Source organism: Parvibaculum sp. (genome assembly GCF_039973015.1).
Taxonomy (GTDB): Bacteria; Pseudomonadota; Alphaproteobacteria; order Parvibaculales; family Parvibaculaceae; genus Parvibaculum.
In genome coordinates, this window is record NZ_JBDWLT010000009.1 from 68,566 (window position 1) to 91,279 (window position 22,714).

Sequence of the window (22,714 nt, forward strand, 5' to 3'; positions counted from 1 at the left end):
TCCGTTCCATGATTTCCGCAAGGTAGCGGAAGGCCGCGGATTAAAAGATGTTCATGACAGTCGCGACGCGTGTTCTTCTGCGTTACGGAACAGTTTCCGTTCAGGCCGCACCCGAGGCTTCAAACCTCATCGCTACGCCATTCATGCAGTAGCGCTTTCCCGTCGGCTTTGGTCCATCGTCGAAGACGTGACCGAGATGTCCGCCACAGCGGCGGCAATGCACTTCGGTGCGGGTCATGAAGAAAGTTCTGTCTTCCGATGTCCCTACCGCATCGTCGAGCGGTGCGTAAAAACTCGGCCAGCCGGTTCCGCTCTCATACTTTGCCTGGGAGGAGAAAAGTGCGAGGTCGCATCCGGCGCAATGAAAAGTTCCTGCGCGCTTTTCCTTGTTGAGCGGGCTTGATCCAGGCCGTTCAGTGCCTTCTTCGCGCAGAACGTAATATTGCTCCGGCGTCAGAATTTCTTTCCATTCGGCTTCTGTCTTCGTTACCTCGAAGGTGTTGCTTCGGGCGGCTTCGGCCTTTCCGCCGCGCAGCGCAACACTCATCGCAGCGAACGCGCCTGCGACAGCGGTTCCACTCAAAAACATGCGTCGTGACATCATTGTGTGTTCCTCAATGTTCGCCTGCTTCATCGTCCCAAAGCTGCTCCAGGCGTTGGTCGCGGCCGCAGTTCCAGCGATAGAAGGCGTAGCGGTTCGGATTCTTCAGGTAGTAATCCTGATGATACTTCTCCGCAGGATAGAAAGGTCCGGCTTTCGCGATCTCCGTCACAACGGGTTGCGAAAAGCGGCCGGACTTTTCCAGTTCTTGCTTAGACTCTTCCGCGAGTTTCTTCTGTTCGTCATCCAGATAGAAAATTGCCGAGCGGTATTGATGGCCCGTGTCGCAGAACTGGGCATCCTTGCGCAGCGGGTCGACGTTTCGCCAGAAGAGGTGAAGAAGCTCGTCATATCTGACCTTCGAGGGGTCGTAGACGATTTTAACTGCTTCGGCGTGCCCGGTCCCGCCGGCGGATACTTGCTCATAAGTCGGATTGTCGAGCGTACCGCCGATATAGCCTGAGGTCGTGCTGATCACACCCTCCGTCTTGTCGAAGGGCGGTTCCATGCACCAGAAGCAGCCGCCGGCGAAAATTGCCGTCGCGCGATCGTCCGGGGCTGCCATCCCGGCGGAAGCCATGCCCGCCAGCGCACTGAAAGCGAGAACGAGAGGGATCAGAAATCGCATCGGATGGAACTCCTTGTTCGCCGCGGCCCGGTCTCCAGCCGGTGAAGCGAGCCGTTGCAGAAAATGTAGGGCGGAACCGGCTCTTCGGCCCGTCACATCTGCCTCACAACTTCGAGAGCGGTTCGCGTCTGGCTACAGGGTGTAATCCCACATGGACGGCATGGATTTCCGGGGCTAGCATGAATCTGCTGCATGACTGCTTTGGGAGGGCTGGCAATGAGCGTTTCGACGGAGAGCGCAGGACCGACGGATAGCGGAGGAGCAGAGCTTTCCATCCGCTCGATCCGCCCGGACCAGCCGTGGCGATGGCTTGAGGCGGGCTGGGCGGACATGCGCAAGGTGCCCGCCATCAGCCTGACCTACGGCTTCGCTTTCCTTCTCGCGTCGATCTTGCTTGTGGCGGTGCTTCTTGCTGCCGGACTCAGTGCGGTGGTGCCTGTCATGGCGGCCGGTTTCCTGCTTGTGGGGCCTATGCTTGCCGTCGGCCTGTATGAAGCGAGCCGTCGCCTTGAAGCAGGCCTCCCGGTTCAGCTTTCCGATGTCGTCTTTGTTTCGAGCCGCAACCTTTCCCAGCTGGCCCTTGTCGGCGCCATGCTTGCGGGGGCCATGCTCATCTGGCTGCAGGTTGCGGGCTGGCTGTTCGCGCTTTTTTTCGGGCCGGTAGGTATTCCGCCTCTTTCGGAATTCGCGCCCATGCTGCTGCTTACTCCGCGCGGGCTTGCAATGCTCGTCACCGGCACGATAGCGGGCGGTGCAATCGCCTTCGCTGTCTTCTCGATCTCGGCAATTTCAGTGCCGCTCCTTCTTGCACGCGATATCGATGCCGTCACTGCGGTTATTGCGAGCGTACGTGCCGTAAGGCGCAATTTCTGGACGATGCTGCTCTGGGCGTGGATCGTTGCACTGCTGACGGCATTCGGGATCGCGACCTGGTTTCTGGCGCTCGCGGTCATCTTTCCGCTGCTTGGCCACGCCACCTGGCATGCGCAGCGCGCGCTGGCGGGTGAAGCCTAGTCCTTCTCCGGTCTGTCTTTTTCTGGTTCGTCGTCGTCGAAGAGAATGCGCTCCGCGGCTCCTTCGAGGTCGTCATATTGCCCGGTCTTCAGCGACCAGAGGAAAGCCACAAGGCCGAGAAGGCCGAGCAGCAATGCCGCGGGCACGAGGAAAATCAGAATATTCATCAGACTTCGCGCGGAGGTTTTGCGCGCCGGGCGAGGTTGAGCCGGAGCGAGTTCAGCGTCACCGTGATGGAGGAGCTCGACATGGCGACGGCGGCGACAAGCGGCGTCACATAGCCGGCAACGGCGAGCGGCACGGCGACGGCATTATAGGCGAGCGCCAGGCCGAAATTCTCAAAGACGAGCGTGCGGGATTTTCGGGCGACATCAATGGCTTCCACCACGGGGGCGAGCCTTGTGCCCTGAAAGATGAAGTCGGCGGCGGTCTGGCTCACATCGGCGGCATCGGCAGGCGAGATCGAGACATGAGCGGCGCGAAGTGCAGGGGCATCGTTGAGGCCGTCGCCGATCATCGCAACCTTGTGCCCTTCTTTCGTTAACTCTTCCAGGCGCGCAATCTTCGCGGCAGGCCGGGCGCCGGCGTGCCAGATCGCAATTCCGAGCGTCTCGGCAAGGCGCCTCACCGCGGGTTCGCGGTCGCCGGAAAGAAGTTCGACGGTGAAGCCTCGTGCCTTCAAGGCATCGATGACTTCCTTCGCGTCCGGTCTCGGTGTGTCCTCGAAGCGGAAGCAGACGGGCGTTGCGTTGCCGCGTCGCAGCCAGAGCTCGGAGCCGCCATGCATGTCGCGCTGCTGGCCACCCGCATATTCGGCATTTCCAAGGCGGATTGTCTCGCCGTCGAGCTGGGCTTCTAGGCCCATGCCCGGTTCCTCGCGCACATTCTTGAGGAGGGGCCGAGGAAGCTCCTTCCCGTGGGCGGCAAGCGCAACGGCGAGCGGGTGCCTGCTTGAGGCGGCAATTGCCGCACCGAGGGCAATGTCCGCCCGTGCCATGTCATCACCGTTGACGAGATGCGGGCGGCCAAGCGTCAGTGTCCCTGTCTTGTCGAAGACGATTGTGCCGGCCTGGGCAAGCCGTTCGAGCCCGTCCGCCGCCTTCACCAGTACGCCTTGCCGCAGCAGCCGCCCGGTCGCCACGACCTGCACCACGGGAACAGCGAGGCCGAGGGCGCAGGGACAGGTAATAATAAGGACGGAAATCGCGTAGGTGAGCGAGGTTTCCCATGGCGCGCCAAGTGCGAACCAGAGTGCAAGCGTCGCCGCCGCCATGATGTGAACCGCAGGCGAATAGATGCGGGCGGCGCGGTCGGCGATGCGCACATAGCGCGCGCGGCCCTGTTCCGCCGTCTCCATCAGGCGCACGATCTCGGCAAGCAGGGAATCGTCGTCGCGTTTCGTCACGCGAACAATGAGCGGGGCGCCCAGATTGAGCGTACCTGCAAATACAGGCGCCCCCGGTTTCACCTGTTCGGGAAGGCTCTCGCCGGTAACGAGGCTCGTATCCACCTCGCTCACGCCGGTCAGTATCTCGCCATCGGCGGGGATGCGTGCGCCTGCGACCACAAGCACCTTCATGCCCGGTTCGAGGTTCTCAACCGCGATGGAGCGATGCGTTCCGTCCGGCGCAATGAGTGTGGCGGCTGTTGCGCGAAGACCCAGCAGGTTTTCTGCCGCAGAGCAGGCTTTTGCACGCGCCTGAACGTCGAGATACCGCCCGATCAGAAGAAAGAAGAGAAGCGTGACGCTGGCGTCGAAATAGACATGGCGTGCGTTCACCATGGTCTGGACGAGGCTCATTGTGGTCGCAAGGATGACCGCGAGTGCAATCGGTACATCCATGTTCATCGTCTTCGCGCGGAGCGCCTTCAGCGCCGAACGGAAGAAAGGCTGGCCCGCATAGGCAATCGCGGGTAGCGCGATCAACGCCGAGACCCAGTGAAAGAAGCTTCTCGTCGTCGCATCCATGTCGGTTACGAGGCCGGACCAGACGGAAACCGAGACAAGCATGACGTTTGCGGCGGCAAAGCCTGCAACGCCCAGGGCCTTCAGAAGAGAGCGGCTTTCCTGTTCGTCCAGTGTGCCGAGAAGTTTCGGGTCGAAGGGGACGGCAGTGAAGCCTGTCGCCGCAAGCGTGTGGATAATGGCGCGGGCCTTGAGGCGGGACGGGTTCCAGCGCACGGCGACGCGCTTTGTCGAGAGATTGGCGCGGGCATATTCGACGCCGTCGAGATTTTTAAGCGCGCCCTCAACCTTGCGCAGGCAACCGGCGCAATGCATTCCCGCCACGACGAGATCGAGGCGGGCTTGCCCGTCTTCCGTCTCGCGCACGAAGAATTCCGGGTCGGCGCCCGGGTTTTCTTCGGCGATGGCTGCCGTATCGTTCATCATTTCCTCAGTCGCGTATGATGACGCGCTTTTCCTCGACGAAGGTTTCGCCGTTGAGGCCCTCTGCCGCAATGCGAACAAGCCAGTTGCCCGAGTGCGCAAGCGGGAACTCGGCTTCATATATCCCGGGTGCCGTCTGGACGAGCATCATGCTCTTGTCCTCGCCGGAGACGACAGGGCGCCAGAATGTACCCCTCACGGCAAGGCCATTCACGGGCTCACCCTGTGTGCCGGTGAAGGTGACGCGGAGCGCCGTGCGGCGGCCCTCGCCGGGCAGCGCTGTCGTCTTGATGCCGGAGCTCCAGCCGAGCTGACGTTGTGCGTCCATCCGCTCGAGAAGGTGATTATAGGTTCGGCCTTTCTGGTAGGCCCCCTCCACCTCCACGCCATCAAAGGTCGAGAGGGCGCGGTAGACCATCAGGCCGTTCACGCCAAAGACGATGGCGAAAAAAAGAACGAAGCCACTCAGCACATGCCAGCCGGTAACCTTGCCGAAGCGTGTCGAGGGACGGAAGTCGCTGTTTTCGACACTCATTGGCCGGGCCCCCGGAAAGTAGTTTTTCTTGTTGCGGTCTTGCCGTTCTCAAGGTCGGTGATGACAAACCCGAAACCGGCTTCGCCACCATCGAGTGCCTTCACGTCATCGCCCGGCAGGCTCACGAAGAAGCGAAGGTTTTCGAGCTTGTCGGCTCCAACGGTCACAGTGTCTGTTCCTTCGCCTGCAAGAGCGGGACGGGTCAGGATAGCCCCGTCGAGCCCGTCTATCGAGACACGATATATGCGCTCGGAATGTTCCTTGTTGACGATTTTCACCTGATAGCCATTGCGTACCGAACCATCGGAAAGCTGCACGAAAAGCGGGTTCCGGTCGGCGAGTACGCTGACATCGAGTGTGGAGCGATTGGAAAGCGCAAAAAGCATGATGGCGGCGACGAAGACGAGTACGGCGGAATAGAGAATCGTGCGGGGCCGGAGGATGTCGAGCTTCGGCGTTTCGCCTGCACGGCGACGCTCCTGGTTGCGGAAGGTATCGTAAGCGATCAGGCCGCGCGGCCGTTCCACCTTGTCCATGATCTCGTCGCAGGCGTCGATACAGAGCGCACACTGGATGCATTCCAGCTGCATGCCGTCGCGGATATCGATGCCCATGGGGCAGGCGGCCACGCATTGCCCGCAGTCGATGCAGTCGCCGCGGCCTTCCCAGCTCGTTCCCTTCTTGTGCGGCCCGCGCTTTTCGCCGCGATCGTCCTTGTAGCTGACGAGAAGGGATTCCTCGTCGAACATTGCGCCCTGAATGCGCGGCCAAGGGCACATATAGATGCAGACCTGCTCGCGGGCGATGCCGCCAAGCAGATAAGTCGTGGCTGCAAAAAGGCCGATGAAGAGATAGGCGGCTGCCGGGGCGTCGAAGGTAACAAGCTGGCCCGCCAGTGTGGGGGCATCCGCGAAATAGAAGACCCATGCACCGCCTGTTGCGAGGGCGATCAATATCCAGGTGAAATGTTTGCCCGCCTTGCGGGCGAGTTTGCCCAGGTTCCAGGGTGATTTGTCGAGGCGGATACGCTTGGCGCGTTCACCTTCGAAGAAGCGTTCCACATGAATGAAGAGATCGGTCCAGACCGTCTGCGGGCAGGTATAGCCGCACCAGACGCGGCCCGCGACGCTCGTCACGAGGAAGAGGCCGAGCGCGGCAAGGATCAGCAGGCCGGTGATGTAGTAGAATTCCTGCGGCCAGATTTCGAGAAAGAAAAAATAGAAACGGCGTGACGGGAAGTCGAGGAGTACGGCCTGGTCGGGGAGGTTCGGACCCCGGTCCCAGCGAAGCCAGGGTGTGACGTAGTAGATCGTCAGCGTTACCGCCATCACCAGCCATTTCAGGCGGCGGAAAGTCCCGTGAACGAGCTTGGGGTAAACCTTCACACGGCTCGCATAAAGCGGCCGGTTCTTTTCCGAATTGACGGCTGTGTAGCGTTCGCCCTCCTCGCCATGCGGATTTGCGCCGGCTTCCGCAGCAGCCTGTGCGGCAAGACGTTCGAGAGGGAGGGCGGTATCTGTCATTTTGCGTACTCGAGGATTGAAACCCCGGAGGCGGAACGCCGAGAAGCGTTCCGCCTTGTCGCCGGGTATTACTTCTCGCCGCCGCCGAGGGAATATACGAAGAGCGTCAGCGAGTTGATCGTGCCTTCACTGAGGCGTTCGTTCCAAGCCGGCATGACGCCGCTGCGTCCGTTTGACACGGTTTCCACAATGGCTTGCTTGTCGCCGCCATAGAGCCAGATGGCGTCGGTGAGGTTCGGTGCGCCGAGTTCCTGATTACCGGCGCCGTCTTCGCCGTGGCAGGCGACGCACTGGCTCGCGAAGACTTCGGAGCCGCGGGCTGCGGCTTCCTGGTCTCCGGCACGCCCCGAGAGGGAGAGCACATATTCCGAAACATCCGAAATTTCGCTGCGGTTCAGAATGCCGTCGCGGCCATAGGCCATCATTATGTTGAGACGGGTGTCGTCGTCGCTGTCCCAGCGGATGCCGTGGGCGAGCGTCGTGTGAATGTCGTCCAGTGTGCCGCCCCAAATCCAGTCGTCGTCATTCAGGTTGGGGAAGCCCTTGCCGCCTTGCGCACCGGAGCCATGACAGGGCGCGCAATTGTCGCCGAAAGCGGCTTTGCCCGCACCGAGCGCCACTTCCATCAAGGCGGGATCGTTTGCAATCTCTTCAAGCGGTGTGGTGGCGATGCGCTCCATCGCGCCTGCACGCCCTTCGAGGACGGCGGCAAGCTCGTTCGTCACAACCTCGCGCTGTTCATATCCGATCACGCCCTTGGTGTAGGTCCAGCCATCGCCCGTCAGATAGGGCCAGGCCGGCATCACGATCCAGTAGGCTACGGCCCAGACAATCGAAACGTAGAAGGTATAAATCCACCACTTGGGTAGCGGGTTGTTCAGTTCGCGGATCCCGTCCCAGCTATGACCGGTCGTCTCGACGCCGGTCACGTCGTCTGTGTGCTTCTCGCTCATTGTCCGGGTTCCTTGTCATTCTTGCCGCTGTCTCCGGGTTCCTTGTCCTCAAGAGGCAGCTTCGCCATATGGTCGAATTTCTTCTTGTTCGAGGGCCAGAGCGCATAGGCCAATACGGCGGCAAAGAGCACCACCATGAGGATGAGGCCGCCCGTCCCGAACCAGGTTCTCACCAGCGAATAAGTCGTCTCGCTATCCAAGGTCCGCTCCTATTGCTTGAAATCTGCATTCTCGTAGGCGTTGAAATCCACGAGTGTGCCGAGCATCTGCAGGTAGGCGACAAGGGCATCGAATTCCGAAATCATCGCCGGGTTGCCGTCGAAGTCGCGAGCGACCGCTTTTGGATAGCGTTGCAACAGCCCGTCCGTGTCGGCATCGGGGGTTGCCTGCGCTTCCAGATCTGCTTTCGCGTTTTCGATTTCCTCATCCGAATAAGGCACACCCGCCAAGGCAAGCGCCTTCAGGCCGCCTTCAATATGGCGGTAGTCGAGGGGTGTCTGGGCGAGGAAGGGATAGCCGGGCATCACCGATTCCGGCACCACGGCGCGCGGATCTTCCATGTGCAGCAGATGCCACTCGTCGGAATACTTGCCGCCGACGCGGGCGAGGTCCGGCCCGGTGCGCTTCGAGCCCCACTGGAACGGGTGGTCGTACTTGCTTTCCGCCGCCAGCGAGTAATGACCGTAGCGCTCCACTTCCGAGCGGAGTGACCGGATCATCTGGCTGTGGCAGGTGTAACAGCCTTCGCGGATATAGATGTTGCGGCCCGCGACTTCGAGCGGGCTATAGGGACGCACGCCCTTCACATCCTCGATCGTACTCTTGATCAGGAATGTCGGAACGATTTCGACGAGACCGCCGATGGCGACGACGACGAGCGTCAGGACGAGGAGCAGGATCGAGTTCTTTTCGATCGTTGCGTGTGTGAACTTCTTTGCCATGACCTTTGCTCCTCACTCGGCGGGTTGCGGCATCGCGCCGGCGGATGCGTTACCAGGCGCGCTTGCGGGCAGAGGCTCGCCCTTACGGACGCGGCCCTTGATGGTCATCCAGCAGTTGTAGACCATGATGAGAGCGCCGATGAGGAAGAGCACGCCGCCGAGTGCGCGGATCACATAGAAGGGATGCATCGCCGCGACGGTTTCCGCGAAGGAATATTCGAGAAAGCCCTGGGTGTCGTAGGCGCGCCACATCAGGCCCTGCAGGATGCCCGACACCCACATTGCGGTGATGTAGAGAACGATGCCGATCGTGGCGATCCAGAAATGCCAGCTCACGAGAGCGAGCGAGTAGAGCCGCTCGCGCTTCCAGAGCCACGGGATCAGACAGTAGACGGCGCCGAAGGAGATGAAGCCGACCCAGCCGAGCGCACCGGAATGCACATGGCCGATGGTCCAGTCGGTGTAGTGCGACAGCGAGTTCACTGCCTTCACCGACATCACCGGGCCTTCGAAAGTCGACATGCCGTAGAAGGCGACGGAGACGACGAGCATGCGGATCACGGGGTCCGTGCGCAGCTTGTCCCAGGCGCCCGACAGCGTCATCAGGCCGTTGATCATGCCGCCCCAGGACGGCATCCAGAGCATGATCGAGAAGGTCATGCCGAGCGTCTGCGCCCAGTCGGGAAGAGCCGTGAAGTGGAGGTGGTGCGGGCCTGCCCAGATGTAGATGAAGATCAGCGACCAGAAGTGAACGATGGAAAGCCGGTAGGAATAGACCGGACGTTCGGCGCGCTTCGGCACGAAGTAATACATCATGCCGAGGAAGCCTGCGGTCAGGAAGAAGCCCACCGCATTATGGCCGTACCACCACTGGATCAGCGCATCCTGCACACCGGGAAAGAGCGCATAGCTCTTCGACGAGGTCCAGGTCTCCGGGATCGCGAGATTATTGCCGATATGGAGCATCGCGATCGTTACGATGAAGGCAAGGTAGAACCAGTTCGCCACATAGATGTGCGGCTCCTTGCGCTTTGCGAGCGTCGCAAGGAAGACGAGCAGGTAGACCACCCAGACGATGGTGAGCCAGATGTCGGCATACCATTCAGGCTCGGCATATTCCCTCGACTGGGTGACGCCCATCAGGTAGCCGGTCGCCGCTACGACGATGAAGAGCTGATAACCCCAGAAGACGAACCAGGGTGCGATGTCGCCCGCGAGCCGTGTGCGGCAGGTGCGCTGCACGACATAGAACGAGGTCGCGATCAGCGCGTTGCCGCCAAAGGCGAAAATCACCGCCGAGGTGTGGAGCGGGCGCAAGCGCCCGAAATTCGTGAATGTGGTGTCGAGGTTCAGGAAGGGGAAGGCGAGCTGGAAGGCGATCACCACGCCGACGAGGAAGCCCGCAACGCCCCAGAAAAGGGTCGCGATGGCGCCGGCCTTCACCACGCCATCGGCGTAGCCCGTCCCGTCATCGCTCACATGGCCCTGGGTTGCATTGAAGTGGCGCTGACCCAGCGCCATCACACCCGCCATGAAGGCAAAGGCGAAAAGCCAGGCATGGGCCGCCATGGGCGCATCTGCTGCCTTGGCGGCGATAATGATGGAGAGAACCGTTCCCGCGATGAGTAATCCCCCAACGGCCATTGCCGCCGAGGTCATCGTGCCGGGCAGGTTGGAGCCCGGTGCGCTTGAAACCGCCATGTCGCGCTATCCTTATATGCGTTGCCTTCAGGCCGGATAGCGTTGGAGGTAAAAATCCTCTCGTTCGACGACTCAAACCCCTCTCCGCACCCAGCCGGAAAACCTTAGCACGAGTACGGATAAACAGGCACTGGCCAGCTTGCCGCGCTGCAAAATGTCACATCCGATAGATGCTTCCGGCTTGTTCAACCGCGCAGGACCGCGCTGCGAAAGCGGATGAGGGCGATGAAGAAAAAGGCCGCGGCGATGCCCGCCATGACGATCAGTTGGGGCCAGATAATCGCGAAGCCCGCCCCGCGATAGAGAACCGCCTGAGAGAACGCGACGAAATGGGTCGCCGGCGAGAACTGCATGATGGCTTGCAGCCAGGTCGGCATGCTCTCCATCGGTGTCGCGCTGCCCGACAGGAGCTGAAAAATAATGAGCACAGGTATGGAGAGCAGGGCGAATTGAGGCATGGTGGAGGCAAATGTCGCCAGCATGATGCCAAGGCCCGTCACCGTTGTCAGATAGACGGCGATGCCGAGGGCGAAGAGCGTAAGCGAGCCGGCCACGGGTACGCCAAGCACCCACTCCACCACCACGATCAGCGAAGCGAGAGCGGCGATCAGTATCACAAGCCCATTGGCCCAGATCTTGGCGAGCATGATTTCAGCCGCATTGACCGGCATGACGAGGAGATGTTCGACGGTGCCGCGTTCGCGTTCGCGGATCAGTGCGGCCCCTGCCAGAATGATTGCCAGCATGGAGATGTTGTTGATCACCTGCATCATCGACGTGCTGCGGATCGACTCCACATTGGGATTGAACAGGAAATGAGAAACGAGGTTGATCGGCTGCGAGGCCGAGTAGCCGTGTTCCTGCAGGGCGGTGGTGATTTCCTGGGAAATGATCGAGGTGATGTAGCTGGTGCCGATGCCGGCCAGTGACATGGCGGTGGCATCTGCACTGACCTGAATCGTGGGACTGTCTCCCCGCAGGAGGTCGCGCTCGAAATTCGACGGAATGTCGATCAGGAAGACGAACTCATTCTTGTCCATGCCGGTTATGGCTTCGTCGGCGCGAATGTAGCGGGCTTCCTGAAAATAGGGCGGCAGCAGGGCTTGGGCGATCTCGCGCGACAATGGGCTTCGATCTTCGTCCACGACGGCGACAGCCGCGTTTACCACTTCCGTCTTTGCGCCCGTGGCGACTGAATAGACGGCGAAGGTGAAGATATAGATCACCAGCGCGATCAGGATCGGGTCGGAACGAAAGGCGCGCAGTTCCTTGATGCCGAGGCGCCAGACATTTTTCAGAAAGTGCCGCACGTCACGCCTCCTGCTTTCTGAGGGCCAGCCGTGCGGCGAACAGATAGAGCAGCGCGAAGAAGGCGAGCATGACGAAAGAGGTCCAGATGTCGGCGAAGTGGAGCCCCTTGGTCATGGTGCCGACGGAAATGGGCTGGTACCAGCCCGAGGGAAATGAAAGGCCGATCGCCTGACCTGCGCCGGACAGGGAGGAGACGGGGACGAGCAAGCCAGAGAAATTGACCGCCGGAACGATAGAGATTACTGCGGCGCCAAACATGGCGGCGACCTGCGTCTTCGTGAAGGAGGAGACCAGAATGCCGAAGCCGGTGGTTGCGGTGACAAAGACGAGCGAACCTGTCAGCAGGGCCGTCATCGATCCCTTTATGGGTACGCCGAACAGGAATACGGCCATGGCAAGCAGCGTCAGGAAGTTCAGATAGGCGAGGACAACATAAGGCCCCTGTTTGCCCAGAAGGAACTCCAGCCGCGTAACCGGGGTCGAGCGGAAATTGGCGATGGAACCGTATTCCTTTTCGCGGACAACGCCCACGGCGGTCAGCATGGCCGGAATCATGGTCAGTACCAGCGTGAAGACGCTTGGCACGATGGCATAGACGCTTTTGAAGGACTGGTTGTAACGCATGCGCGTTACGACCGAGTAGGTGCTGGCGGAGAGCGACGGGAATTGTTCGGCCATATATTGCTCGGCAATGCCGCTCACATACCCTGCCGCCGTTTCGCCACGGAAGGGCAGGGCCGCGTCCAGCAGCAAATTGATTTCAGGCTGGCGGCCGGCCAGCAAATCTCGTCCGAAATCGGGGGGGATTTCCAGTCCGACGGCGATCTCGCCGGTCTTGAGGCGATGGATGAGGTCGGCTTCGGACGTGGCGGGGTCTTCCGTCTCGAAATAATTCGAGCCCTCGAAATTCGCGAGCAAGGTCCGGCTTTCAAAGGACTGGTCCTGATCGAGAACGGCATAAGACAGGTTCTCGACGTCGAATGAGATGCCATAGCCGAAGGCCAGCAGCAGGATCATGGGGCCGACCAGGGCGAAAGTCAGGCGGATGGGATCACGCAGCAATTCCATCGTTTCGCGGCGCATATAGGCCCATAGACGCTGGGTGCTGAAATGGCGTCCGCCGACCTCCTGGGGGGGCTGAGTGGCTATTTCGAGCGAGGTCTCATCCGCTTCGGCTGTGCCCTCTGCCGTTTCTGCTGCCGCTTCCGTCAGATAGGCGACAAAGGCTTCTTCCAGCAAGCCGCCGCCTCGCTCCGCGGCAAGGTCATGGGGGGAGCCCACGGCAAGCACGCGGCCCGCATGCATGAGCGAAATGCGGTCGCAGCGCTCGGCTTCGTTCATGAAGTGCGTGGAAATGAAAATGGTCACGCCGCTGTTGCGCGACAGGTCGATGAGATATTGCCAGAACTGGTCGCGCGCGATCGGGTCGACGCCCGATGTCGGCTCGTCGAGGATCAGCACTTCGGGTTTGTGAATGACGGCGACGGCGAGTTGCAGGCGCTGCTTGATGCCGAGCGGCAGGTCGTCGGGCCGGTTATGCTCCACGGCGTCGAGTTCGAAACTCTTCAGCATTTCCAGAATGCGAGCTTCGACTTCGGCATCCGGCAACTCGAAAATGCGGGCATGCAATTCAAGGTTTTGCCGCACGGTCAGTTCGCTATAGAGCGAGAAGGATTGCGACATGTAACCCACGCGCCGCCGTGTCGCGGTGTCGCGTGCGTCGAGCGGCTTGCCGAAAAGCTTCGCCTCGCCCTCGCTGGCGGGCAGAAGACCCGTCAGCATTTTCATGGTGGTCGTCTTGCCGCAACCATTGGACCCGAGAAAGCCGAAGATTTCGCCAGGCTCGATACGGAAGCTCACATTGTCTACTGCCACGAACTTGCCGAAGCGGCGCGTCAGTCCTTCCGCCTCAATGGCCGGTGTTCCGCCATCCGCACCCCGCGGGGGCACCGTTACGGTGTGATGCTGGCGGCGCTTCTCTTCGGGCAACAGTTCGATAAAGGCTTCTTCCAGCGTCGCACGGCCTGCCGCCTTTCGAACCTCGTCCGGTGTGCCCGTCGCCAGAACGCGCCCGTCATCCATGGCCGCAAGCCAGTCGAAGCGTTCCGCCTCTTCCATATAGGCCGTCGCGACGAGCACGCTCATTTGCGGGCGCCGCGCGCGGATCGTGTCGATCAGCTCCCAGAACTGCCGCCGTGACAGCGGGTCAACGCCCGTGGTCGGCTCGTCGAGGATCAGAAGATCGGGTTCGTGGATGAGTGCGCAGCAAAGACCGAGCTTCTGTTTCATGCCGCCCGACAATGCGCCCACGGCACGGTCGGGGAAGGGGGCGAGGCCGGTTGCCGTCAGCAATTCGCGAATGCGTTCCTTGCGCGCCTTTGTTCCCAGCCCGAACAGCCGTCCGAAAAAATCGAGATTTTCTTCGACGCTCAGCGTCGGATAGAGGTTCTTGCCCAGCCCTTGCGGCATATAGGCGATACGTGTGTGGCACCGGCTTCTGTGGGAAGGGTCCGTCATGTCGCCGCCGAGCACGATCACCTTGCCCGACTGGATGCGCCTGACGCCTGCAAGAATTGCGAGCAGCGTCGATTTGCCGACACCGTCCGGTCCGATCAGGCCGGCCATGCCGCCTGCCGGGATATCGAGCGTGACGTCATCAAGGGCGAAGGTTTCGCCATAGCGATGTGTGAGCCCGCTGGTCCGCGCTGCGGTGTGTTCCGGCATGTTGTTGCCCGGATCGCCGCTCATTCGGCTGCGCCGTTGCTCCCGCCCTTTTCGCCCTCAAGGGGCTGGGCGATCGGCGGCAGATTCACCGCAAGATAGTCGGGCCATTCCGTGCCGGCGAGTGTGCGCACATATCCGGTGCCGCGCACCCCGGTCTTCACGCGTGCCTCGACACGGGCCAGAAGCTCCGGGTCGACGCTGAGCTTTATGCGAAACATCAGATTCTCGCGCTCTTCTCGTGTCTCGACCGATTTGGGCGTAAATTGTGCGTCGCTGGCGACGAAGCTTACATGGGCCGGGATCACATAGTCGGGGATCGGATCGAGTACGAGGCGTGCATCGCTGCCGATGGCGAGGCGGCCGACCTCCGCCGCGGGCAGGAAAATCGTCATGTAGACCTCGGAAAGGTCAAGCAAGGTCAGCACGCTGCCGCCCGCCGCAAGCACCTCGCCGGATTCTGCAAGCCGGTATTGCACCCGGCCCGAACGCGGCGCTTTGAGCACCGTGTCATCCAGCATGTCGCGCAACCGCGTCAGATTGGCTTCGGCGGCTTCGATGGCGGCCTCTGCAGCGGCGCGGCTGGCAATGGCTGTCTTGAGGGCCGCTTCCGCGGTGCGGGTCTGGGCGCGGCGCTGATCGAGCTGCTCGGTGGGGATATGCCCCTTTTTGCTCAGCTGTTCGGCGCGGCTGAGCTCACGCTGGGCGAGGTCGAGTTCTGCCTCGCGCTGGGAGATGACGGCGTCTGTCTGTGCCTTTTGCTGCTCCGCCTGACGGACATCGGCGGTCGCAGCGGCGATCTCTGCCTTCACCTGGGCATCGTCCATCCATGCAAGCACCTGGCCTGCTGTCACGAAATCCCCTTCGCTGACACGAACCTCTTCCACGCGGCCCGCATATTTCGTGGCGACATTGACCTGTTCGGCCTCGATGCGACCGTTCGACGCGGCGATACCCTCTGGAAGCCCGGAGGCGAGGACCACGAACCAGTAGTAGAGACCCAGTGCCACGAGAATGGCGAGTGCTACGGCAGCGAACACCGCGTTGCGGCCTGAAGTCAGTCGTTCGAGAATGGATGGCATGGAATCCCTCTATTTTTCGGCAATCCCTTATACCTCTGTTTGTATGCAGATTCCGTGAGGCAAGTGCGCGCATCCTGAAGTGAATACGGAGTGGCGAGCCGCATTAACCAAAAGTAATGCTGCACCACCTCTGCTATACGAATGCTCATCGTGCGCACGATGGGTGCATATTCAATGTTTTGCCCGTCACACTTGGATTTCTTCATCCTTTTTCTGGACAATTAGGCTGTGCCAAAGCGATATGTCGTGATAATTGAGTGCCCGCTTGAGCGGGTGGCCTGATTGCGAATTTTCTAAAAAGGCGCTATCTCCGCCCGGCTGGTTAGAACCGGTTTCGGAGGCAGCGATCTTCGCGGTCTGTACGAAATAAAGAGAATGGCGAGAGAGGCGAAAGCCCCGGGGTCGCTGGTACGGTTGGGGAACGAGACATAAATGTCCTCCCTGTCGGTACAATGAATTGAGCGAACAAGAAGAGCTGAAGCTCCACCGTCCGTAGACAAGCCTTCGAAGCACTCTTTTGCAAAAGGAGTGTATTCCCAAGGGGAGGTTATTTTGCAGCGTATTGAAAATTTGGTGTTCGGATTGCGTTCCGTGATCCTGCTGGCACTTCTCGTCTTCACCATCACGATGGGCGTGTTTGCGTCCCAGCTGAAGATGGACGCCGGCTTCACGAAGATGCTTCCGATCGGCCACCCCTATATCGAAACCTTTTTTGAATATTCGGAAGGTTTCGGCGGCGGTAACCGCATTCTCGTCATTCTCGAAAACAAGAAGGGCGATATCTTCCAGAAAGACTTCCTCTACAAGCTGAACGACGCGACCCAGGATCTCTTCTATATCCCGGGCGTTGCGCGCCACACGGTGACTTCGCTGTGGACGCCCAATACGCGCTTCATCGCGGTGACGGAAGAGGGCCTGGAAGCGGGCGACGTCATCCCGGCCAACTTCGCCGGTGAGCCCGAAGACATCGACACGGTCATGCAGAATACGCTGCGCGCCGATCTTGTCGGCCGCCTCGTGTCGAACGACTTTCGCGCGGCGATGATCCGCGCCGAACTTCTCGACTTCAATCCGGAAACGCAGCAGCGCCTCGACTACTTTGAAGTCGCCGCCAAGCTCGAAACGGACCTGCGCGACAAATATGTGACCGAAAATACGGATGTGAAGATCGTTGGCTTCGCCAAGCTGGTGGGGGACATCGCCGACGGTGCGCGCTCCGTGGTCTTCTTCTTTTCGATCGCCTTCGTGCTGACCTGCTTCATGATGTGGCTTTATTGCCGCTCGTGGATTCTTACCGCAGTCACGGTCGGCGCTTCACTGTGCTCGCTCGTCTGGCAGTTCGGCCTCCTGCACCTCCTCGGCTTCGGTCTCGATCCGCTGGGCGTGCTCGTGCCGTTCCTCGTTTTCGCCATCGGCGTCAGCCATGGTGTGCAGCAGATCAACATGGTCGGCGCGGAAATGGCCGCGGGCCTGAACAAGGATCAGGCGGCGCGTGCCACCTTCACCTTCCTGTTCCGCCCGGGCGTCGTTGCCCTGCTGACCACGCTTGCCGGGTTTGCCACGCTCTACATCATTCCCATCGGCATGATCCAGGAGCTCGCAATCACCGCCTCGATCGGTCTCGGCTTCAAGATCATTTCGAACCTGATCATGCTTCCGCTGCTCGTCTCCTATGTGGCGCCGCCGGAAGAGGAATATGGTGCGAAGGTCCGCAAGGCGATGGAAACCCGCGCCAAGCTCTGGCCGGCGCTGTCGAAGATCGCCACGCCTGCTTTTGCGTTCCCGTTTGTCGGCCTGTGCTTCATTATCGCGATGGTCGGTCTCTACGAGGCTCGCGACAAGCAGATCGGTGACGTTCACGAGGGGGCAGGCGAGCTCTGGCCGGATTCCCGCTACAATCAGGACAGCCGCTATATTGCCGACAAGTTCGCCCTCGGCCTGAACGTCCTTACGGTCATCGTCGAGTCGGACAATGTGGTCTGCGTCGACTATGGCAAGATGCACTATCTTGAGCAGTTCAGCTGGAACATGCGCAATGTGGATGGTGTGCAGTCGGTCATCAGCCTTCCGGTGCTGGCGCGCAAGATCAACAGCATGTGGCAGGAGGGTAATCCGAAGTGGCAGAACCTGCCGCGCAACCCTGCCGCTCTCGCTCAGGCGACTTCCAGCATCGGCAGCTCTTCGGGCATCGTGAACCCGGACTGCTCGACCGCGGCCGTCGCGATCTTCATCCGCGATACCAAGGCCAAAACGGTCAAACACGTCGTCGCGGAGCTTGAAGAATATATCGCCGCAAACCCCTATGACGGGATCAACCTGCGTATCGGTACCGGTAACGTACCGATCACGGCGGCGACCAACGAGATCGTGCACAAGTCCGAGCTGCCCATGCTGCTCTATGTGTATGCGGTCATCATGACGCTGGTCATCATCACCTATCGCGAGTGGCGCGGCGCGCTGTGCTGTGTGTTCCCGCTCATTCTCGCGACGATCATCGGCGACTGGTTCCTCACCGCCTTCGGTGTCGGCCTGAAGATCTCGACATTGCCCGTGCTTGCCATTGCGGTGGGTATCGGCGTCGACTACGGCATCTATGAGTACAACCGGATGCAGCGCTACATGCGCATGGGCAAGACGCCGCACGAGGCCTATCTGCAGGCTCTCTACGACGTCGGTTCGGCGACCATGTTCACCGGCCTCACCCTTGCCATCGGCGTCAGCACCTGGGCCTTCTCGGCGCTCAAGTTCCAGGCCGACATGGGCCTCCTCCTCACCTTCATGTTCATCGTGAACATGCTCGGTGCGGTGACGCTCCTCCCGGCGCTGGTTGCGGTGTTCGAATATATCTGGCCGCTGAAGCGCAAGCCGCTCTCCGAAGAGGAAGCGCGTGCGGTGATGCGCGGCCACTAAGGCTGCGGCCGGACTTTCCGGCCTCACCTCCGGCAATCGAAAGGGCGGCGCCTCGAAAGAGGGCCGCCCTTTCTCTTTGGGCCGGAACGGATGAGGGAGTCCGTTTTTCTGCCGGCCGAGGAGCCTTTAATGGTCCGTCGATGAAAGAGCGCCGCCCGCGGCCGCCGGTTCGTCGTCGAGGGTTCGCGGCGCCAGCAGGTAGTACATGGCGGGGGTGACGAGGCGCGAGAGCACTGTCGATGAGACGAGACCGCCGATGATCACGAAGGCGAGCGGCGAATAGAGGCCGGAGCCTTGCATGGCAAGCGGGGTCAACCCGCCGATTGCCGTCAGTGACGTGAGCAGCACCGGCAGGAAACGGATCTCGCCCGCCCGTTCCACGGCTTCACGCAGTTCCATGCCTTCGCGCCTGAGCTGGTTGGTGAAATCCACCAGCAGGATCGAGCTTTTGATCTCGATACCGATCAGCGCGATGAAGCCGATCACCGCCGTAAAGGAAAGCGAGTAGCCCGAGACCCAGAGCCCGAGCAGGCCGCCAACGATGCCGAGCGGGATCACGCCCGCAACGACGAAGGTTGTGCGGAAGGCGCGGAATTCGAGAATGAGTACGCCGATGATGCCGAAAATGGCGATCAGGATGGCATTGCCGAGGCCGGAGAAGCCTTCCTGCCGGGCTTCGATTTCGCCGCCTGCCCGGAATTCATAGCCGGGCGGACGCGGCAGGGAGGCAATCGCCTCGAAGACTTCGTTCGTTACCTTCTCCGTGTTGTAACCGGTGCGGGTGTAGGCCGTGACGGTCACGAGGCGCTGACGGTCGAAGCGGTCGATGCGGGAGGGAGAGGATTCGAGGCGAGGACGTGAAAGCTGGTTCAGCGGGATCGAGGCGCCGCCGGCCGTCGGTACGTAAATTTCCTGAAGCGCCTCGACGGTGTGATGTTCGTCGAGCGGCAGGCGGGTGACGATGGGAAATTCATCGCCATCCGTTTCGCGGAAGGCACCCACGGTTTCGCCGACGATGGCAAGGCGGACCGTGCGGTCGATCTCTCCCGGCGGCACGCCGAGAAGGCCCGCCTTTTCCGTGTTGAGGCCGAGATTGTAATCGGTGCGGTCGAGCCGGACGGGATTGACGACGTCGCGTGTTCCCTCGACCCCTTCAAGGACGCGCGTCACCTCGGCGGCCAGATCCTTCAGGATGACAAGATCCGACCCGAAGATGCGCACGGCGATGGGCGCCTCGATCGGCGGTCCGTTCTTGAAGGTTCTGAGTACGATCTGCGCACCGGGATAGAGTGCGAATTCGGCGCGCAGTTCGTCGTGCAGTGCAGGTGTGCGTTTCTTGTCGAACTCCGCCATCTGCACAAAGGCTTCGGCCTTGTTCGCGCGCTGTTCGCGGGCGCTTTCATTGTAGAAGATTTGCGGGTTGGAGCGGCCGAGATTGCCCATCACCCAGTCGATCTCCCGGCGCTCCTGGAGTCTTTCGGTCACATAGTCGAGCGCCTTGCGGGTTTCCTCCATGCCCGTTCCCTGCGGCGTTTCGATCTGCACGAGAAACTGCCTGCTGTCGGCAGGCGGAAACAGGCTGAAACCGATCTTTGGTATGAGGGAGAGACTTGCAAAGCAGATGATCATCGCGCCTATCACGGTGGTGCGCGGCCAGCCAAGCGCGATGTGGAGCAGAGGGCGGTAGATCGTGTGAATGCCGCGCATCACGATGCGCAGGAACACATTGCCTTCGGGATGGGACTTGTCGCTGAGCAGGCGGCTCGCGAGAAAGGGAATGATGGTGAGCGCGATGCCGAGCGAGGCCATCACGGTGAAAAGAACGGAGACGGGAAGCGAACGCGTGAACTTGCCCGCGCCGCCGGGCAGGAAGAGAAGCGGCAGGAAAGCAAGAATGAGCGCCGCCGTGCAGCCGACGACCGCGAGCGAAATCTGCGAGGTTGCGGCGATGGCCGCCTCATAGCGTTTCTTTCCCTCGCGCAGATGCCGTTCGATGTTCTCGACCACGACAATGGAGTCGTCCACGAGAAGACCGAGCGAGAGCACGAGCCCGGCAATCGAAAGCTGGTTGAGCGAAAAGCCGGTGACGTTCAGCAGGGCGATGCCGACGGCGAGCGATAGCGGGATCGACACCATGACGATGCCTGCCGCGCGCAGGCCGAGCGGCAGCAGCGTTATCGCCACCAGGCTGACGGCGATGGCGAAGTCGATATAGAGACGGTTAAGCCGGCTTGCGACCGAAACTGTCTGGTCGAAAGCGCGCTCCATCCGCACATCGGCGGGAAGGTGCTGTTCGAACTCGTCCAGCACTTCATAGATGCCGTTGCGCACCTCGAAGACGTTCTGGGCTTCCTTCTGGTTGGCCGTGACGAAGGCGGCGCGCTCACCATTATACCAGCCGAGATAGGTCGCCTCCTCGGTTGCCCAGCCGACCTCGGCCACATCGCGGACGCGCACGATGTTGCCGCCGAAATTGCCGACAACCGTATACCGGATCTCATTGAGATCGTCGTAGCCGCCTGCCGTCTTGAGGTTGAAGCGTCGCGCACCTGCGTGAATGGGTCCGCCGGGCAGTTCGGCAGCGTCCGCGCCGATGGCGTTTGCCACCGCGGTGACCGGGATGCCGAGGGCTGCCAGCCGCCCGAAGTCGAGCGAAACGCGCACCTCCGACTGCGGCAGTGCCCAGACATCGGCGTCGCGTACGCCCGGCACACGGTAGATTTCGTCGGTGAGGTCGTCGGCCAGATCTTCCAGTACGCGGTTGGGTGCGGTCTCGGAGACGAGCGCGATCTGCACGATGTTGGTGAGCGAGGTGCGGAACTTGTTGACGTCGAGCCTGCGGATACCGTCCGGCAGTGTCGGCCTCAGCGCGTTGATCTCGCGCACCACGTCGTCATATTTCTTGTCCGGGTCGCTCGACCAGTCGAATTCGACCTGGATGATGGCAAGCCCGTCTTCCGCGCGGCTGTTGATCTCCTCCAGATCGTCCAGCCGGTTCACCGCATCCTCTATCGGGCGGATGATGAGTTTCTCGATATCCGCAGGGTCCGCGCCCGGCAGCGCCACGTTGACGATGGCGAAGGGGCCCTTCATGTCCGGGTCTTCGGCGCGCGGAATGGTGTTGAAGGCGTTGAGACCGATGGCCGCCAGCATGGCGAAGACGACGAGCGTGAACTGCCAGTTGCGGACAGCAAAGCCGCTGATGTTGCTGAGGATCATGGCTGCACCGCCCCGTCTTCATTGCCGGTGGCGGGTGCGGCGCGCGCCGCCTTGAGGTCGCTCACGATCCGGATTTTCGCTCCCTCGCGAAGATAGGGTGCACCCGCACTGACCACGCGGTCGCCTTCGCTCAGGCCCTGCATCACCGTCACGTTGCCGCCCGAGAGCGAACCGACGCCGATGCGCTTCTGGCTGACCGTCATCGTCTTTTCGTCAACGACATAGACATTCGCGGTCGAGCCGTGGCCCTCAAGTATGGCGCTGGCGGGAACCGCCATAAGGGGCGCGGCGCCGTTCCGCTCCGGGGTGATCCTGGCCTTGCCGATAAAGCCGCTTGCCGCGCCTTCCGGGATTTCGGAAAGGGCGATTTCCACCTCGAAGGTGCCGGTCCGTGCTTCGCTTGCGGCTGCGATGCGGCGCACGGTTCCCGCGATTTCGAGGTCCGGGAAGGCGTCGAGCGTCACGCGGGCCGCCGCGTCCAGGCGGATGCGGGCAACGTCGCGGTCGGCAAGGCCCGCCTTCATGATGAAGCCGCCGCCGCCCTGGCTCACCGTCAGGATCGGCTGGCCGGGGCTCACGATTTCGTTTGGCTCCGCGTCACGGGCGAGCACGACGCCGTCGGCAGGGGCCGTAATCCGCGAAAGGGTGCGGTTGAACTCCACGCGCGTGCGTTCCGAAAGCGCCTGCGCATAGGCCGTTTCGGCATCCTGTATGGCCTGGCTGCTGGCGAAGCCCTTCTCGAAAAGAGGCTTCAGCCTTTCCACGTCGCGTTTCGCCTTGGCGGCTGCCGCCGCCGCGCGCCGGGCGTCGGCGTCGATCTCGCGCATGTCGAGTTCGGCCAGTACATCGCCCTTGGCGACCCTGTCGCCTTCGTCCACGGCGATCGATTTCACCAGCCCGCTTGTCTTGAAGGAAAGGACGCCCTCCCTGTCGGAGCGGACGATCCCGTAGACGGTCACATCGTTCACCTCGGGAGCCAGTGTGACTTCCGCGACCTGCACGGGGACGGCGTCCTCTCTGGCCGCTTCCGTTTCCCCCGGGTCCTCGCCGCAGCCGGCCAGCAGAACAACGGAAAACGCCGATAGCAGCGCGAAGCGCGACACCCAACCCATACCCAGCCTCCCAATTTACCTAACGGTGTTTATTTAGGGAGATCGGGCGTGTGGTCAACCCTGCCGAACGGTGT

At 61.3% G+C, this 22,714-nt stretch carries 16 protein-coding genes and 1 pseudogene; 2 read left to right on the forward strand and 15 right to left on the reverse strand.

Annotated features, from left to right (window positions below; genetic code table 11):
- Positions 1 to 100: 100 nt before the first annotated feature.
- Together msrB and msrA are read right to left on the reverse strand one after the other, a co-directional pair.
- On the reverse strand, positions 101 to 604 hold the full coding sequence (gene msrB / locus ABJO61_RS09970; RefSeq protein WP_348327143.1) for a peptide-methionine (R)-S-oxide reductase MsrB: 504 nt from the start codon (positions 602 to 604) through the stop codon (positions 101 to 103).
- Positions 605 to 614: 10 nt separating this feature from the next.
- On the reverse strand, positions 615 to 1,229 hold the full coding sequence (gene msrA, locus ABJO61_RS09975) for a peptide-methionine (S)-S-oxide reductase MsrA (protein ID WP_348327141.1): 615 nt from the start codon (positions 1,227 to 1,229) through the stop codon (positions 615 to 617).
- 216 nt (positions 1,230 to 1,445) lie between these two features.
- Between msrA and ABJO61_RS09980 the strand changes: the two genes are divergently transcribed.
- On the forward strand, positions 1,446 to 2,243 hold the full coding sequence (locus ABJO61_RS09980) for a DUF2189 domain-containing protein (protein ID WP_348327139.1): 798 nt from the start codon (positions 1,446 to 1,448) through the stop codon (positions 2,241 to 2,243).
- On the opposite strand, the gene ccoS is transcribed toward ABJO61_RS09980, so the two are convergent.
- From ccoS to ABJO61_RS10035, 11 genes and pseudogenes are all read right to left on the reverse strand, one after another.
- Positions 2,240 to 2,410: a cbb3-type cytochrome oxidase assembly protein CcoS gene (gene ccoS, locus ABJO61_RS09985; protein ID WP_348327136.1), complete on the reverse strand. Its 171-nt coding sequence runs from the start codon at positions 2,408 to 2,410 to the stop codon at positions 2,240 to 2,242. The two genes, ABJO61_RS09980 and ccoS, sit on opposite strands and share 4 nt — an antisense overlap.
- 2 nt (positions 2,411 to 2,412) lie before the next feature.
- A pseudogene (locus tag ABJO61_RS09990) lies at positions 2,413 to 4,632 on the reverse strand (heavy metal translocating P-type ATPase); the annotation flags it as partial.
- A gap of 7 nt (positions 4,633 to 4,639) precedes the next feature.
- Positions 4,640 to 5,167, reverse strand: coding sequence for a FixH family protein (locus ABJO61_RS09995; protein WP_348327133.1), 528 nt, complete (start codon positions 5,165 to 5,167; stop codon positions 4,640 to 4,642).
- A complete protein-coding gene (ccoG, locus tag ABJO61_RS10000) occupies positions 5,164 to 6,690 on the reverse strand; it encodes a cytochrome c oxidase accessory protein CcoG (RefSeq protein WP_348327130.1) in 1,527 nt (508 codons plus the stop codon). Before ccoG ends, ABJO61_RS09995 begins: the two co-directional genes overlap by 4 nt.
- 68 nt (positions 6,691 to 6,758) lie before the next feature.
- Complete coding sequence (ccoP, locus tag ABJO61_RS10005) at positions 6,759 to 7,643, reverse strand: cytochrome-c oxidase, cbb3-type subunit III (RefSeq protein WP_348327127.1); 885 nt, start codon at positions 7,641 to 7,643, stop codon at positions 6,759 to 6,761.
- Positions 7,640 to 7,843, reverse strand: coding sequence for a cbb3-type cytochrome c oxidase subunit 3 (locus tag ABJO61_RS10010; protein ID WP_348327124.1), 204 nt, complete (start codon positions 7,841 to 7,843; stop codon positions 7,640 to 7,642). Before ABJO61_RS10010 ends, ccoP begins: the two co-directional genes overlap by 4 nt.
- Positions 7,844 to 7,852: 9 nt before the next feature.
- Positions 7,853 to 8,584: a cytochrome-c oxidase, cbb3-type subunit II gene (ccoO, locus tag ABJO61_RS10015; RefSeq protein WP_348327121.1), complete on the reverse strand. Its 732-nt coding sequence runs from the start codon at positions 8,582 to 8,584 to the stop codon at positions 7,853 to 7,855.
- A gap of 12 nt (positions 8,585 to 8,596) precedes the next feature.
- Positions 8,597 to 10,243, reverse strand: coding sequence for a cytochrome-c oxidase, cbb3-type subunit I (gene ccoN / locus ABJO61_RS10020; protein WP_348327181.1), 1,647 nt, complete (start codon positions 10,241 to 10,243; stop codon positions 8,597 to 8,599).
- Positions 10,244 to 10,470: 227 nt separating this feature from the next.
- Positions 10,471 to 11,595 (reverse strand): ABC transporter permease, encoded by a 1,125-nt coding sequence (locus tag ABJO61_RS10025; protein WP_348327118.1) that lies wholly within the window; start codon positions 11,593 to 11,595, stop codon positions 10,471 to 10,473.
- A gap of 1 nt (position 11,596) precedes the next feature.
- Positions 11,597 to 14,344: a ribosome-associated ATPase/putative transporter RbbA gene (rbbA, locus tag ABJO61_RS10030; RefSeq protein WP_348330899.1), complete on the reverse strand. Its 2,748-nt coding sequence runs from the start codon at positions 14,342 to 14,344 to the stop codon at positions 11,597 to 11,599.
- A complete protein-coding gene (locus ABJO61_RS10035; RefSeq protein WP_348327943.1) occupies positions 14,341 to 15,399 on the reverse strand; it encodes an HlyD family efflux transporter periplasmic adaptor subunit in 1,059 nt (352 codons plus the stop codon). Before ABJO61_RS10035 ends, rbbA begins: the two co-directional genes overlap by 4 nt.
- Before the next feature lie 552 nt (positions 15,400 to 15,951).
- On the opposite strand from ABJO61_RS10035, the gene ABJO61_RS10040 reads away from it, so the two are divergent.
- On the forward strand, positions 15,952 to 18,309 hold the full coding sequence (locus tag ABJO61_RS10040) for an efflux RND transporter permease subunit (protein WP_348327945.1): 2,358 nt from the start codon (positions 15,952 to 15,954) through the stop codon (positions 18,307 to 18,309).
- A 126-nt stretch (positions 18,310 to 18,435) separates the two neighbouring features.
- On the opposite strand, the gene ABJO61_RS10045 is transcribed toward ABJO61_RS10040, so the two are convergent.
- Both ABJO61_RS10045 and ABJO61_RS10050 read right to left on the reverse strand, forming a co-directional pair.
- Positions 18,436 to 21,528, reverse strand: a complete 3,093-nt coding sequence (locus ABJO61_RS10045; protein WP_348327947.1) for an efflux RND transporter permease subunit — start codon at positions 21,526 to 21,528, stop codon at positions 18,436 to 18,438.
- On the reverse strand, positions 21,525 to 22,640 hold the full coding sequence (locus ABJO61_RS10050) for an efflux RND transporter periplasmic adaptor subunit (RefSeq protein WP_348327950.1): 1,116 nt from the start codon (positions 22,638 to 22,640) through the stop codon (positions 21,525 to 21,527). Before ABJO61_RS10050 ends, ABJO61_RS10045 begins: the two co-directional genes overlap by 4 nt.
- Between the last annotated feature and the right edge of the window lie 74 nt (positions 22,641 to 22,714).

Excerpts from the sequence above, each read along its gene's own strand:
- ABJO61_RS10035 (WP_348327943.1), bottom strand. The coding sequence starts at position 15,399 with ATGCCATCCATTCTCGAACGACTGACTTCAGGCCGCAACGCGGTGTTC.
- ABJO61_RS09980 (WP_348327139.1), top strand. The coding sequence starts at position 1,446 with ATGAGCGTTTCGACGGAGAGCGCAGGACCGACGGATAGCGGAGGAGCA.
- ABJO61_RS10045 (WP_348327947.1), bottom strand. The coding sequence starts at position 21,528 with ATGATCCTCAGCAACATCAGCGGCTTTGCTGTCCGCAACTGGCAGTTC.
- ABJO61_RS09995 (WP_348327133.1), bottom strand. The coding sequence starts at position 5,167 with ATGAGTGTCGAAAACAGCGACTTCCGTCCCTCGACACGCTTCGGCAAG.
- ccoS (WP_348327136.1), bottom strand. The coding sequence starts at position 2,410 with ATGAATATTCTGATTTTCCTCGTGCCCGCGGCATTGCTGCTCGGCCTT.
- ccoN (WP_348327181.1), bottom strand. The coding sequence starts at position 10,243 with ATGACCTCGGCGGCAATGGCCGTTGGGGGATTACTCATCGCGGGAACG.
- msrB (WP_348327143.1), bottom strand. The coding sequence starts at position 604 with ATGATGTCACGACGCATGTTTTTGAGTGGAACCGCTGTCGCAGGCGCG.
- rbbA (WP_348330899.1), bottom strand. The coding sequence starts at position 14,344 with ATGAGCGGCGATCCGGGCAACAACATGCCGGAACACACCGCAGCGCGG.
- ccoP (WP_348327127.1), bottom strand. The coding sequence starts at position 7,643 with ATGAGCGAGAAGCACACAGACGACGTGACCGGCGTCGAGACGACCGGT.
- ccoO (WP_348327121.1), bottom strand. The coding sequence starts at position 8,584 with ATGGCAAAGAAGTTCACACACGCAACGATCGAAAAGAACTCGATCCTG.
- msrA (WP_348327141.1), bottom strand. The coding sequence starts at position 1,229 with ATGCGATTTCTGATCCCTCTCGTTCTCGCTTTCAGTGCGCTGGCGGGC.
- ABJO61_RS10050 (WP_348327950.1), bottom strand. The coding sequence starts at position 22,640 with ATGGGTTGGGTGTCGCGCTTCGCGCTGCTATCGGCGTTTTCCGTTGTT.
- ccoG (WP_348327130.1), bottom strand. The coding sequence starts at position 6,690 with ATGACAGATACCGCCCTCCCTCTCGAACGTCTTGCCGCACAGGCTGCT.